The organism is Proteiniclasticum sp., assembly GCF_032054185.1.
Taxonomy (GTDB): domain Bacteria; phylum Bacillota; class Clostridia; order Clostridiales; family Clostridiaceae; genus Proteiniclasticum.
Genome location: NZ_DAMBTF010000008.1, coordinates 60,191 through 73,727 on the forward strand (window position 1 = coordinate 60,191; position 13,537 = coordinate 73,727).

19 protein-coding genes are annotated in these 13,537 nt (G+C 41.8%); 3 read left to right on the forward strand and 16 right to left on the reverse strand.

Going from position 1 to position 13,537, the window contains the following annotated elements:
* Positions 1 to 19 precede the first annotated feature (19 nt).
* A complete protein-coding gene (locus RTX25_RS06205) occupies positions 20 to 493 on the forward strand; it encodes a VanZ family protein (RefSeq protein ID WP_312651835.1) in 474 nt (157 codons plus the stop codon).
* A gap of 250 nt (positions 494 to 743) precedes the next feature.
* Here the strand turns inward: RTX25_RS06205 and RTX25_RS06210 are convergent, their stop codons facing one another.
* The 5 genes from RTX25_RS06210 to RTX25_RS06230 all read right to left on the reverse strand — a co-directional run bounded on the left by RTX25_RS06210 (position 744) and on the right by RTX25_RS06230 (position 5,850).
* On the reverse strand, positions 744 to 1,268 hold the full coding sequence (locus RTX25_RS06210; RefSeq protein ID WP_312651837.1) for an isochorismatase family protein: 525 nt from the start codon (positions 1,266 to 1,268) through the stop codon (positions 744 to 746).
* Between the two features lie 302 nt (positions 1,269 to 1,570).
* On the reverse strand, positions 1,571 to 2,611 hold the full coding sequence (locus RTX25_RS06215; RefSeq protein ID WP_312651839.1) for a D-cysteine desulfhydrase family protein: 1,041 nt from the start codon (positions 2,609 to 2,611) through the stop codon (positions 1,571 to 1,573).
* A gap of 24 nt (positions 2,612 to 2,635) precedes the next feature.
* The gene (locus RTX25_RS06220) at positions 2,636 to 4,444 is read right to left on the reverse strand and encodes a glycerophosphodiester phosphodiesterase family protein (RefSeq protein ID WP_312651841.1); all 1,809 of its coding nucleotides are present in this window, start codon (positions 4,442 to 4,444) and stop codon (positions 2,636 to 2,638) included.
* Positions 4,445 to 4,580: 136 nt separating this feature from the next.
* Positions 4,581 to 5,234 (reverse strand): DUF2179 domain-containing protein, encoded by a 654-nt coding sequence (locus RTX25_RS06225; RefSeq protein WP_312651843.1) that lies wholly within the window; start codon positions 5,232 to 5,234, stop codon positions 4,581 to 4,583.
* 181 nt (positions 5,235 to 5,415) lie between these two features.
* A complete protein-coding gene (locus RTX25_RS06230) occupies positions 5,416 to 5,850 on the reverse strand; it encodes a MarR family transcriptional regulator (protein WP_312651845.1) in 435 nt (144 codons plus the stop codon).
* Positions 5,851 to 6,205: 355 nt separating this feature from the next.
* Here RTX25_RS06230 and RTX25_RS06235 point away from each other — a divergent pair, with 355 nt between their 5' ends.
* Complete coding sequence (locus RTX25_RS06235; protein ID WP_312651847.1) at positions 6,206 to 6,478, forward strand: late competence development ComFB family protein; 273 nt, start codon at positions 6,206 to 6,208, stop codon at positions 6,476 to 6,478.
* A gap of 101 nt (positions 6,479 to 6,579) precedes the next feature.
* Here the strand turns inward: RTX25_RS06235 and RTX25_RS06240 are convergent, their stop codons facing one another.
* The 10 genes from RTX25_RS06240 to chrA form a co-directional block, all read right to left on the reverse strand.
* On the reverse strand, positions 6,580 to 6,813 hold the full coding sequence (locus RTX25_RS06240) for a hypothetical protein (protein ID WP_312651849.1): 234 nt from the start codon (positions 6,811 to 6,813) through the stop codon (positions 6,580 to 6,582).
* Between the two features lies 1 nt (position 6,814).
* A complete protein-coding gene (locus tag RTX25_RS06245) occupies positions 6,815 to 7,195 on the reverse strand; it encodes a VOC family protein (protein ID WP_312651851.1) in 381 nt (126 codons plus the stop codon).
* Between the two features lie 180 nt (positions 7,196 to 7,375).
* Positions 7,376 to 7,906: a hypothetical protein gene (locus RTX25_RS06250; RefSeq protein ID WP_312651853.1), complete on the reverse strand. Its 531-nt coding sequence runs from the start codon at positions 7,904 to 7,906 to the stop codon at positions 7,376 to 7,378.
* Positions 7,903 to 8,340, reverse strand: coding sequence for a DUF2975 domain-containing protein (locus tag RTX25_RS06255; protein ID WP_312651855.1), 438 nt, complete (start codon positions 8,338 to 8,340; stop codon positions 7,903 to 7,905). Before RTX25_RS06255 ends, RTX25_RS06250 begins: the two co-directional genes overlap by 4 nt.
* A gap of 183 nt (positions 8,341 to 8,523) precedes the next feature.
* On the reverse strand, positions 8,524 to 9,090 hold the full coding sequence (locus tag RTX25_RS06260) for a DUF4256 domain-containing protein (RefSeq protein ID WP_312651857.1): 567 nt from the start codon (positions 9,088 to 9,090) through the stop codon (positions 8,524 to 8,526).
* 110 nt (positions 9,091 to 9,200) lie between these two features.
* Entirely contained in the window at positions 9,201 to 9,497 is a 297-nt protein-coding gene (locus tag RTX25_RS06265) for a DUF1905 domain-containing protein (RefSeq protein ID WP_312651859.1), read from the reverse strand.
* A complete protein-coding gene (locus RTX25_RS06270; protein ID WP_312651861.1) occupies positions 9,490 to 9,741 on the reverse strand; it encodes a hypothetical protein in 252 nt (83 codons plus the stop codon). Before RTX25_RS06270 ends, RTX25_RS06265 begins: the two co-directional genes overlap by 8 nt.
* Positions 9,742 to 9,836: 95 nt before the next feature.
* Positions 9,837 to 10,709, reverse strand: coding sequence for an AraC family transcriptional regulator (locus RTX25_RS06275; protein ID WP_312651863.1), 873 nt, complete (start codon positions 10,707 to 10,709; stop codon positions 9,837 to 9,839).
* Between the two features lie 75 nt (positions 10,710 to 10,784).
* Positions 10,785 to 11,120, reverse strand: coding sequence for a DUF1801 domain-containing protein (locus RTX25_RS06280; RefSeq protein WP_312651865.1), 336 nt, complete (start codon positions 11,118 to 11,120; stop codon positions 10,785 to 10,787).
* 205 nt (positions 11,121 to 11,325) lie between these two features.
* Complete coding sequence (chrA, locus tag RTX25_RS06285; protein WP_312651867.1) at positions 11,326 to 12,522, reverse strand: chromate efflux transporter; 1,197 nt, start codon at positions 12,520 to 12,522, stop codon at positions 11,326 to 11,328.
* Between the two features lie 149 nt (positions 12,523 to 12,671).
* Between chrA and RTX25_RS06290 the strand changes: the two genes are divergently transcribed.
* Positions 12,672 to 12,980: a PadR family transcriptional regulator gene (locus tag RTX25_RS06290; protein ID WP_312651869.1), complete on the forward strand. Its 309-nt coding sequence runs from the start codon at positions 12,672 to 12,674 to the stop codon at positions 12,978 to 12,980.
* Positions 12,981 to 13,031: 51 nt separating this feature from the next.
* On the opposite strand, the gene RTX25_RS06295 is transcribed toward RTX25_RS06290, so the two are convergent.
* The gene (locus RTX25_RS06295) at positions 13,032 to 13,526 is read right to left on the reverse strand and encodes a DUF7000 family protein (RefSeq protein WP_312651871.1); all 495 of its coding nucleotides are present in this window, start codon (positions 13,524 to 13,526) and stop codon (positions 13,032 to 13,034) included.
* Positions 13,527 to 13,537 lie beyond the last annotated feature (11 nt).

Sequence of the window (13,537 nt, forward strand, 5' to 3'; positions counted from 1 at the left end):
AAAGGAAAGGTAAGAAGACATGAAAAACATGAGAAAAAGCTATAGATGGATTCCGGTCTTCCTTTGGATGAGCCTGATCTTCATCCTTTCCCATCAGGATGCCTCACGTTCCAGTCAGCTCAGCGGCGGACTGATGACGACTGTGATCGATGTGTTATCCGGATTGTTTAAGGGTCTCTACATCAATCCCAAAATGCTGCACACTATGATCAGAAAAGGTGCACACTTCAGTGCCTATCTCATCCTTGGTCTGCTGAGTATTCGTGCTACGGAGCCCAAAAATCCCAAAGAATGGTTATGGGCTCTTATCATCTGTAGTCTCTATGCCGCAAGCGATGAGTACCATCAGACTTTCATTCCCGGAAGAAGCGGAGAGCTACGGGATGTGCTCATTGATATGAGCGGCGCCCTTACAGGTATACTGCTTTATGGATATATCACAGGAATAAGGAAGAGACTGTATACTAAAAAGTCCGGAATGAAAGCTGCATAAATCACTGCTCGTGGTGTTCAAGGATGATCAATCTCCTTAAATAAACTACGAGCTTTCTCTTTGGTCCGGAACACGATGGCGGGACAGTCAACCCCTTCATTCACCCTAACGATGATCTGATCCGGGCTTTAACCTCCTCTCCCATCAAGGCAAGGCAAAAAAGTGCTGAAGAAGCAAAATTCCTCAGCACTTTTTATTTTCATTTATAAACAGACATTCATTTTGTTGGCGTTTATTCAGAACTAAACTTTCACTTTCGATTGACGATCTTCATATCGAGTCCTTCCATAATATCCAGCGCTTTTTCATGCAGCTCCCTGTTTCCGGATATGCATAGGCTTGCATCGATGATGATCTTTGACTCGGGCAAAAGATTTCCAAGAACCACAGAATTGGACAGGACGCAGACATGTGTTTCCACACCTACAATTTCAATTCTTTCGGTATACTGGTCAATATTTTCATAACGCTTCATGATTCCTTCAATAATTGAAGGTCTAACAGCGTAGTAATCTTTGGATATCTGCTGGTGAGGGCTCAGCGCTTCTTTCAGCGGACCGTAAAGATCATGCCCCCATACCTTTTCCTCTTCACTTCTCTGATCTTCAGATAAATCTCCATGGAAATTCAATGTGTAAAAAATGAGATCTCCATTACCCTCATACTCTCTGATTTTAGAGAGTATGCCTGAAATAATGTCTGTGCCGCTTTTTACCGGCATAAGACCTTTTTCTTCATGAATAAAATCATTCTGCATATCAATTACAAAAAGCATAATATCCTCCTGATGAATTTTCTATCTCCCTGCAAAGGTGAAATCTATGATATAGGATAATTTACGCTACTCTCCAATTTATAGGAAACACTTCTCCCCCTCATGGTTTCCGTCGTTATACCCTGATATCTGTCCGTAGATATCAGGTACCTCAAGACACGTCTTCCGATAAGAGGTTGGAGAGTTAAGCGACGATTTCTCCTTCAGTTGGTCTATTCTATCATAGAAGAAGCACCATTTATTTTAATACACTATGAACTTTTCATGAGATCATCCTGTGGATGTTTCTATCCTGATTCACCTCATATGCCGAGAATTTCCTTTCCTGCAAAAAGCGCCGAAATGCCACCCGTATGCCAGAAGAGGACGCTGCTTCCTTTCTCGATTTCTCCCTGCCTGATATGAGCGAGCATACAGGCGAACGCCTTGGACGTATATACAGGATCAAGGAATATCCCTTCGGTCAAAGCGAGCAGTTTCATCGCTTCTATAGAATCACTGCCTGGAATCTCATAGCCGGGACCCGCATATTCTCTATGAAACTCAAAGTCCTCCACTGTGATTTTCCCGAAAGTTCCAATTTTCTTTAAAGCTTTATTTCCGAGCTCTGCCACATCTTCCTTGTATCTGTCATGACTGATCCCCACACTGACCCCATGGATTATCATATGGGAATCTGACAGAATCTTTCCTGCAGCTAGTCCGGCAAGGGTCCCTCCTGAACCAGATGCATGATAAAGATGATCCATATGTAGATTCATCTGGTCAAGCTGCTCATTCATTTCCAGAAAGGCTTCTATAAATCCGAGTGTTCCCGTGGCACTTGCACCACCCATAGGAATCTCATAACAGATGTTCCCTTTATCCCTTAGTTTCTGCATTTTCAGCTTCGCAGTTTTGCTGCATCGCTTCAAAGCTTCGGCAAAGCTTTCTCCCGCGGCCTGTTCCATATGAACTTCTGCACCGAGAATATCATTGAGAACCATATTGCCCATAGGCTCTTCTCTACTATCCATAAGGTTCACAAGATAAAGGATCGGCGTTATGCCCAGCCTTCTACAAGTCGCAGCTGTCTGCATCGCATGATTCGACTGACTAGCACCATAGGTTACTACTGTATCTGCATGCACATCCTCTGCCTCGGCCAGCAGATACTCCAGTTTGCGGATCTTGTTTCCACCGAACTGACTGATTCCCGCATAATCATCTCTTTTAATGTAGATGTCGACACCCAGGTGTTTTGAGAGCCTCGTAAGATGATGAAGGGGCGTCGGTAGAAATCCCAGTTTCACTTTCGGTACCTGGTTCAGCAATTTTCTATGATCTTCATTCTTTTCATTCATATCCTCACATCCTTATCCTTTACTCTAGGGCTCTGCCGGATTTTTGGCGGCTTCTTCTGTTTCCTCCATCGTAATTGTTCCCAGCATTTCTCTTACCATGAGCGTATCACTGGTTATGATTCCTTCGATATCATACTGAAGAACTGTCTTTAACTGCTCTTCATCCTTCACTACCCATACAAACACTGCCCTCCCCGCATCATGGGCACGTCTTAGGAGACTCTTTGTCAGCATATTGATCTGAACGGTATAGAAATCAACATCCAGACTTTCAAGCCTTCCGAAGGCGGTATACATGATCTGTCCCAGCCTGATTTCACTGTCCTGTCTTCGAAGCTCTTTCAGCAGAAGATAGTCGAAAGACTGGATATAAGCCCATTCCTTCATGCCATTTTCTTCCAGTTCCAGGAGAATTTTCCGAGCGGTTTCTTCACGGTTATCACCCGCCTTGACATCAAGAAGCACTTCACCCCTACCTCTTACTGCGCGCAGAGCTTCTGCCAGAGTGGGAATCTTTTCGCCTGAAAACTTCTCATCAAAGGAACTGCCAATTTCAAGTTGCATCAGTTCATCATAGTTATAGTAGGAGACAGGATGAGGTACACCTGCCATTCTGATCAGAGATGTATCATGATGAAGGACTAGTATTCCATCCTTAGTCATCTGGATATCCATTTCAATCATGGCTGCTCCACTGTTTAATGCATAGTCAATGGCGCTAAGCGAGTTTTCCGGGGCGCTGAGTGCATCGCCCCGATGTGCGGCAACGACGATATTTCTGCCTGCATAAAGGAACTCTTCATTCACCCTGTTTGAAAGACTGAAGGCAATCACTATACTCGCAGCGACATAAACTATTAGAACCGGTCTTTTATTGGATATCTTTTCTTTCATATCGGTTTCTTTCCTCATCAGCCATTTCCATTTAACCGTTTTTATGGAACCGGTCGAAGGCATGTCCCTTTTCCTCTTAATCTCATAAAAGATTTTTGTGAGATAGGAAAGATTCACCGGCAGAAGAATCATCATATAGAGAAAAAGAGCAGTAGCCGCAAAAGTAATTAAGTACTGACGAACCATGCGGCTTACCGCAATTTCGAGAAGAAGAGGAATCTGACTGAAAAGATAGACCATCAGCACAAAAAGACCAAGAAGGAATATATTAACCATGAGCAGTTTTAAAAGGATGCTGACTCTCATTCCTCTGGTCAGTTCAGTGCTCATCTTAAGCGCCTTCCTCATGGATTTCTTTTCGAGAAACACCTCATGGAAGGCAAATATCCAGCGGATGAAAAAATACATGACGGTCGCCATGAGCATTCCATAGATGAAGATACCGAACCTCACTTTCCTTATGTTCTCTATGAGTGACGAAGGAACTTCGATGAATCTTCTTACGAGCGGATTCGTCTGAAGCTCAACCAGCGGAAGCAAAAGGATAATGAAGAGAAGTAGATAGAGAAACTCAAACCCGATCAGTCTCGGAATCGCTCTTATGGCTGTGAGCATCGCTTCACTGACCATGATGTCTTCCTGAAAGAGCTTTTTCTGGGCAATGATCAGATAAGTCCCGAGAAGGACAAACAGCGAAAAGATAAAAAGAACCAGCATCCCCAGAACACTGAAGAGACCTCTTCGGGTCAGAACGATTTTGAATACATCCAGATTGAGCAGTACGCCGCCCTCAACGGAAAGGAGAACACGATTGAGGAAGTAGGATAAAAGCGGCACGAAAATGATGCTTGCCAGGAGAAAATAGAAGAGTCCGAAGTTAAGATACAGTTTATAGTTTTCTTTCATGTTTCTGATGCTTCCCATAAGATCTCTGATCATTTACATCTACTCCTCTCTTTCTGCAACATGATGTATAATCATCACATTTACCTGTATAGATTAATTTAAACATTAATACGTATAAAAAACCACTAAAGCTTCCTTAAGGGGAAACTCCAGTGGCATAGCTTGCTGTTTAAGGCAGTATGGATTGATCACTATTTCTGAGCTCTCTGACTTCCTGAACAATCTTTTCCTTTTCTTTCTGAAGCCATGATGCTTCCTCGTCACTTTCATGCAGAACTTCAGCATCATTCCTATCCAGTCTTTTTCTGTTCTGTTTCTTCATCATGATTTCCATGAATCCTCCCTTAAACCTTGTCGGCTCATAGGAAAGGATGAAAGCATTGGGTTCATATTCCTCGATCAGCTGAAGCAGTTCATTCTCCCGTGATCTTTTCGTCAGGATATCCAGACGGTATCTTGGACTGTCTTTCCCCTCTCCCTGAAATACAGTGACTCCGAATCCGCTTTCTCTCACTGTACTGATGAGTTTATGATTCATCTCTTTGATGTTGACCAGAATGGATGTATATCCGATTGCGATTTTGTTTTCGATATGGATACCGACAATCAGACCCAAAGAGAAACCCAGAGCATAGACCAGCATCTGAACGAGGCTCTGTTCACCGGTCAGTACAATCGCCAGTCCGAAGACATAGATGATGCTCTCCAGGAATCCGAATACAGCAGTAAGAAGAGTCAGTTTTTTGACCATGCTGATTGTCCTCAGCGCGAGCATGGGCACATAAACCAGTTGCAGGACCAGGAGCAGTATAATATCTTTCATTCGTTATCTCCTCATAGCTTTATGCCACACTTTAACATGTATGCGGTTTAATTTCAAATGACCAGGAGGAATCTCAACCTGATCTTCCTGTTACATCTTATCGAATTTCATTTTTCTGCAGATTAAATGCAGTTTCTTCTCCGCTGTATCGGATCGGAAACTGCATGCTGTTTTTTAAGGCTTATATCTCGTTTTCTATGTTTCTGTAGAGAGTAAACAGTGCATCTTTAAGTTCACTGATCTGCTCCATAGAGAACCCCCTTACAAGGGTTTCTTCCATCTCCACCTGAAATTTCGATGCTTTGATGGACTTAGACTCATGGTCATCTGTCAGATAGACATTCTTGATCCGTTTGTCCACAGTATCATATTCACTGGTGATTAGACCTTTTGATTCAAGCCTTTTCAGGATACCGATAATGGTAGGATGCGTAACCTGAAAGTACTCCTCCATATCTCTCTGGGAAGTTTTTACGCCTTTTCTGTGATGCAGATAGGACAATACTCTTCCTTGGGAAAGTGTCATATCATAATGTTTCAATTTCTGATTTGCTTTAGTTTCAATGGCATCACCAATGAGTTTGATGATAAAACCGATGTCTTCGTTACGGTGCATGTTTTTTCTCCTCAACTGTTGAATACTGTGCAGCTGTCGTCTGTAAACACAATTCAAGTTATTCCTTTTGCTTCTGTCAAATTCATTTCATTCATGTAAATTGAGTCAATCATTCTTTCCTAATCCATATCGGTTTCATTAACAATAATTTAATACCTTTTATAATATATTCAACCGACAGATTATAGATTCACAATTTATCGATTCGCTAGACTGAAACGATATATTGTCTGAAATATCCATTACATTTTTCTTGTGATAATATATTAAGAGTGTTATATTGTGTTTAAGATATATCAGACTATAGTAATCGGTTCTGCCTGTTACGAAACTGATTGGGAAGAGAGGAAAAATAATGCTGAAAAACCATATGGAAGTACTGATCGAAAATCATTTACCTTCACTGATCAAGGATACTTTACATGTCAAAAATTGTGAAAAATGTCAGAATGATATTCAGGCACTCGCCCTGAATAACCTTAAACCCATGTACATCATGTCAGACAAAGGCATGGTATACACCAAACTGAAGGAACTCGATCTTCAGTTTCAGTCAGATATCATCAGGGAACTTGTACAGGCCATTGCTCTTGTAGAAGAACATCCTCGTCATGAAGTCGAACTTTAAGGTCATAAAAGTAATAGAATCAGCATGAAATTAAGGGACAGGAGCTGCATTTATCGATGCAGCTCCTGTCCCTTTGATTTATAAGGTAATCATTGGATTCATTATTTCTTTTTTTCGATTTTGAGTGCTTTCCACACCCAGTCGATGATATAGGCGAATCCGATGAACACAATGACATAGATGATCAGAAAGACAATAAATTCCACAAATTTCGAATAGGTTTCAATCAGATACGCTCTGACTCCAAGTGAACCAAGCAGAACGAAAGTAGACAGATAGGTGATCAGCACCACAATTAGATATTGCCGGGTATCAAGTTCCTTCAGTTTATTCATGCTATACATTCTCCTTAGGATTATTCTTTTCCACCAGCTGAATCTTCATTCCATCGGGATCAAGAATATAGATAAACCTTGTGAACGGATTTGGCATAAATGGTCCTGAATGAACACTGATGCCGTTCTCTTCAAGTACGTCCATCATCACTTTCAGTGAATCCACCTGAAATCCCCAGGATATGTCATGGCCGATCTCCACTTTTTCTCTGTTCTTTTCCTGAATCAGTTCTATCTGCGTTTCCCCTTCTCCAAGAAATGCGATTTCCATATCAGGACCTGCCTGAAACCTCTGAACGGTTTTGAGTCCCAGAATATTTTCATAAAAGACAATGGATTCATTCATGTTTCCGACTTTTAGTGTGCTCCATATAAATTTCATATTTCCCCTCCATAATATATGATCCGCGGGAGTTAAGATGACTCATTTTTCCCTGCGTATCTTTTCCATTTCCATTCTATCACAGTCAGGGTATTTAATTGCAAAAAAATGAAGCCTCCACTTAGATGTATCGGCTCTCTTATACTGACTGAATCTCTGCTGAGTGGACATCAGATTCTGCTATAGGATAGATGAATTATTCCGAAACAATGCCAGAACAGCCAAGTATATCAAGGTCAAAAATACAGGGAATGCACTAAAGAGAATCAGCTCTGGTGTATCACTTATTTCACCGATCTTATACATGATCGGGATAAGCATCACATAGATCAGTCCGAAACATCCTCCAGCAATCATAAGGCTCTTCAGAATCCTCCTTTTCCTTTGAAAGATATCCTTTCCGGATTGGATATGATTCAGAAGCCTGATATATTCTATACCTGTATAGGTAAGCGGAATGAACGAAATAAAGATTCCAGCCATAACCGTATAGATCAGCCTGGCATTCTGATCTTCGGGAGGATTTATGATGAGATCATATAGTATCATTGCACCTGCAACGAAGAAGGTGAGAAGGAATGCAGTTATTGCGAATTTAAGAAAATAAAAACTCCATAGTCTTGTTATACTCTGCTGACTACATAGTATTCCGGCTTCCCTGACTGATTGCTTGTCTGTTCTTTCATCAGTTTCATTCGCTGACATCTTCATGCGGCTTCACCCTGAAAAAGCGTGAAAATGGCAGCAGATATCATGGAAATCAGTATAGGAACACCAGCCATGATGATCAGCCCTGGTGCATCATCTTCCTGTGCGATCATAAATATGAAAGGAAGCATCAGTGTAAAGATGATTCCTGATGTGACTGCCGCTGTTCTGAGCTTCTTTAGTATGCTCTCTTTTATCTTCATCGTTAAACTGTCATTCCCTACATGACTGACGAGCTGATATAACAGAACTCCTTTAAAGAGCCATGGAATAGAGGCAAGATAAATCCCTGCCAGGACCGGGTAGATCATCTGGTCATATCTCGGATTGACCGGATTTCGTGAAAGCCAGAATAGACCATATAGGCCAAATCCGATAACAGGTATCATCAGTACGAAGATGGATAATTTCAGAAACAGAACACTTAATTTCTTCATTTTCTCACTCACTTTGCGTTTTTTTATATCATATCATCATTTTTATCGATTATCAATAAATATTTATCAACTAAGAAAATAAACACACACAAAAATCTGTCAAATACCTGATGAATATCTCTCACCAGTCACAAACCGCTTATTCTACGTAAAAAACGAAGCACTCCTCGGAGCGCTTCGTTTTTATCTGATTTCCAGTATTCCTCTGTATCCTCTCGCACCATAATAGGATTCTGCGCCATTGTGATAGATGAACACTGCGCCGTAACGTCGGTCGCCGAAGAGGGCACCTCCAAGTCTGCGGATGGACTCCGGGGTATCTATCCATGATGAAGTCTTCGTATCCACTTTCTCAAAAGTCTGAAGCTTACGGTACTCCTCTTCCGTTAAAAGTCTGATGCCTATTTCCGATGCTCTACCTTGTGCGCTGCCTTCAGGCTTGTTCTTTTTTCTTGACTTCAGCGCCTCATCATCATAACAGAGGTTTCTGCGTTCTTCAGGCGTTTCTTGTGCGCAGTCGATGAAACAGTATATACCGCTCTTTCCATCAATCTTTACAATATCAGGCTCACCACCTGACTTTTCCATTTCGTATAGAGCGTTTAGATATTCGTCATTGTCCACGATTTTCTTCTGCACATGATCCCAGTTTATCCCTTCATGTCTATGTATGTTCTCTTCGAATCTCATCTTGAGTGTGCTGAGCAGATTTTCTCTGTCTTCGTCTGACAGTCTCTTTGTATTTGCCATCTGTTGTTCTCCTTCAGTATCTCAGTTTTTTTCATTATACCTATAGTGTTCGTAATATTCAAATAATTGATGAGGCTAATCAGAGGCCTGGTTATTGCCCGGCCTCTGATTTAGTCATTACGTTCTCTGATGGTAACATGTATGACATCTCCTGGCTGCTTTCTGATCTTTGCCCGTATGTCTTTTCTGATTCCGATGATATGTCCCGGTGTTTTCATTCTGACAAGACTTCCGTCATAAGGTTCTCCATCAAACGTGGCATGAACCTTCACCCTGCCTTTACTGAACAGACTTTTTACATCATAAGGAAATTCAATGTAGGCAGCATCCATATCCGGAACTTTTATGATCACTGCATCAAACTCAAATATTATATCCGTACGATGATCCGCACTCTGATTATTCATTCTTATGGTCCTCAGTCTCATCTTCTATCCCTGTAGAAGCGGGTATTCCCTGTTTCTCTTTCTCCTCTCTTAATCCCAGTATTTTTTCCATCTCCTCAATTCTTGCATCCTGACTGAGAAGGAGAGAGATCAGGCCAGCTAGGGCTATAAAAGCAAAAAGAATTGCACCATATTCTCCGAAAACGATCAGGGAAAGGACAAATACGAAAAAAGAAAGGAAGAGTGCGGAGAAAAAATTTTTCATAAGGACCTCACTTTACAATTAATATATTATTGATATTAATTGCATTATAACAGTAAGAGGGCTTTTTGTTAAGCACCTCTTACTGAATGTCTTTTCTATTTCACCTTTACCGGTATCCATATTTCACTGCGATAATCTGACTTGCTGGTATCCGGACTTTCATGCCAGAGGATCTCAGGTCCTTCGACAGATTCGTAACCTGAGGCCGGGAACCATTCTGAATAGATTCTTCCCCAGATGTCCTGCAGCGTCTCAGGAAATGGACCCACTGATTCGAACACTGCAAAGGTTCCCTTTTTCACCTCCAGCACCTCCAGATCAGAAGGTACTTCAAGGGATGTCGCTACACCGATATAGTGGTCCAGCTCACCCTTTTCTTCCATTCTTCCTTCTGAAAAGTTAATCGAGGCGCTGATGATGCCATGAGGTTCCTGATCTGACAATGCCTTGAGTCTTCCGATCAGATCTGGAGTCAGCTTCTTATACATTTCGGATATTTCCTCATTAACGCCGTGAAACTGTATGGCAACTCTTTTTCTGATTCCAGCAATTCTGAAACCTTCTTTTTCTACAATCTTATAGTTCATTTCTTCCACTCCTCTTATGGTAAGATTGAAGGTCATCTTCGGAAACGCTTTAAGTCTTACACCGCTTTCTCCTGCCTGTGACGGCAGTATACCATGTAGAGCCTGGAAAGCTCTCGAAAACGCATCAGGTGAGTCGTATCCGTATTTCACTGCGATATCGATCACCTTTGTATCGGTTTCCCTGAGATCTTCAGCAGCCTTGGTCAGTTTCCTTCTTCTGATGTATTCCGTGAGACTGATTCCTGAAAGATAACTGAACATTCTTCTGAAATGATATTCGGAACAGTACGCGATTTTTGCTGCTGCTTCAATTTCGATCTCATCTTCCAGATGTTCTTCTATGTATGATAGAGCGTTGTTGTAAGCATTAAGTGTGTCCATGTCTGACCTCCTTGAATACAATATATCAGGAATGGATTTGCCCTATCCGACTTTACGTGATCAGGATTTGTCGGATTACTGATTTTTCACCCTGTATTCGACGATTCTTTCGATGAGCGCTAATGGTAGTTCCTTATTATGAGGGAACTGTATGGTCCCCTTGGATGTCTTGTAACCTTCAAGTTCCTCCTTGAACTCTGTGATTCCTTCAGGCTGGGGATAAAACCCTATATGCCTGTCATAGCCGGCAAAATGAACAAGCCATTTACCCTTAAAATCATAAGTCGGCATGCTCATACAGATTCTTTCGGTCGCCTCCGGTGCTTTTTCCTGTATTATCTTTCTGATCGCCTCAAGTCTTTCTTTTACCTCTACAGGAAAACTGCTGATGTAAATCTCCACTTCATTCATATTTATCGCCTTCCTCTTTATGCTCGCGCCTCATAAATAAGGTCTGTGAGCACATATTTTAATCAATCATACCACATTTTTATTCTCCTCCTAGTCAGTCATACCTCTGTTTAATCTGTTTTTCTACCGGACGAAACATCAGACTGACTCGATTCGAGTCAGTCTGAAAAATGTCACTTCCGTTATTAAGACCAGGCGTTACCTCTTACAGAAGGAATCCTGAAAGCAGAACACCAAGCACGATAAGCGGTGCGGGAATTTTCTTCGTGAACAGAAGTGCAAGGGTAATGAGCATAATCACAAAATTGTCGATATGGAATCCGCTTTTCTGCATAAGCAGAACAGCTGCTGCTGCAATAAGACCTGCTGCTACAGCAGTGATTCCCTTAAGTGATGTTTTGATGCCTTTGATCTTCTTCAGCTTTTCCCAGACCGGGTACACAAAGTAGATGAGAAGAAGCCCAGGCAGAAATATCCCCACAGCACCAGCTGTAGCACCAAGAACCTGTGTAAGAACGCTCCCTCCCCTTGCAGCCATACCGCCTGCATATGCACTGAAGCTGAACATCGGCCCAGGAAGCCCCTGAACAAGTCCGAATCCTGTCAGAAACTCCTGACTTGTCATATACTGGCTGATCTCCACCATCTCGCTGTACATGAGGGGAACAACGACCTGTCCGCCACCGATGACAAGGTATCCATATCTGTAGAAACTTTCAAAGATATCAATGATCCTGTTATTAAACATAAGGCTCAGAACAAGACTTCCTACAGCGAAAAAGGCGAATGCGATAAGGTATTTCCATGGCGGGCTGATCTTTACACGATTCCAGAGATCTTTCTCCTTTGAAGCAAGAATACTGACAATACCCCCAATAAGAAGAACGAGGGGATAAATCCAAGCTTCCCTTATGAAGTAAGTTGTCAGTGCACCGAACAGAAGCAAAAGGAGTGTCATTTTATCCGAAACGACTTTTCGTCCTATTCTGTATGCGGCCATAACGATAAAGGCGACTGCCATAGGTCCGATATATCTGAAACCCTCCTGAGAAAGATTCATGGCACCTAAGAACTGACTGAGAAAGGACAAAAGCGTCATAAGGATTAGCACCGGAAGCGCCCAGACAAGCATTGTGAGTAATGCAAGCTTTCTTCCGCCCATTTTATACCCTACGGCAACAATTGTCTGTGTGCTGCTTGGACCCGGAAGAATTCCTGTCAGTGCAATAAGTTCAATGAGCTCTTCTTCCGTAATATATTTCTTCTTAATGACCAGCTGATCCGTAAACACGCCATAATGTGCTTCTGGCCCACCATATGCTCCAAGAGAGCATATGAATACGTCTTTCAGAAAAGTGCGGCTGCTTACACTTTTATCCCTGATATTTATTTCATCATTCATAATTTACCTCCACATATTTAACATGATCTTTAACTGTATCCTCTTGCATTATTTTGTATCTTGTATTCGAAAAGCGTTGGTGGTACAATATTATCAAAATCCGATATCGGGTTTCGTTATTGATAATTATAGTATAAAGGTGATGTGTTATGCAACAGAAAGTTATGAGAAAATTTCTTCTTGGGTTCATTCAGATCCATATTCTACATCATGCAAGACATGAGCCAGTTTATGGCGCATGGATGATTGAGGAGCTTCACGCTCACGGTTATGAAATGAGTCCCGGGACACTATATCCTCTGCTTCACAGCATGGAATCAAATGGTCTTCTTCAGAAGGAAGATATCGTTGTGGATGGAAAGATCCGTAAATATTACAGAATCACCGAGCTTGGGGAACTGGTACTCGTGGAAGCCAGAAAAAAAGCCTATGAACTGTTTAAGGAGATAAAGGAATAAGCAGCCGGTGCAAACGCACAGACTGCCTCTATCCCTTATCTCCTTTTCTTCTTACCTGATTTCCTGTGTCATTTTTTCCATATCAGAGATGAAGCTGAGCACTTTTTTCTCGATTTCATTCCCGAGCTTATCAGAATCCTCAAAAGAAGGATTCTCCATAATGATCTTCTCGATGACTGAATCGACACCTTTCGAGATTACCGAAACCTTATAGTCACTTGTGTCTCTTCGTCTTAGAAAATCCGCCGTCTTCTTCTGAACCGATCTGTTCACAGCGCTCAGCCAGACTTCAAATCGGTTCTCCTCATGAAGATAGACGATTGCGATCTTCAGCTTCCTGTCCTTCAGAGACGAAGGCGTAAAGGAAAAATAGCTCATATCCATATACCCGAAGTACAAAGAGCTGGTCAAGTAATCCGGATGATTCATCTGAAGAGCTGATCTTAATGAAGTCATGTACTTCATGATCCCTTTGTAGGCTTTCTGAATCTGTCCTTTTTTCAGCTGACACTGATATTCGCTGATATCCTGATCTAATCCGTCCATTTTCCTTCTCT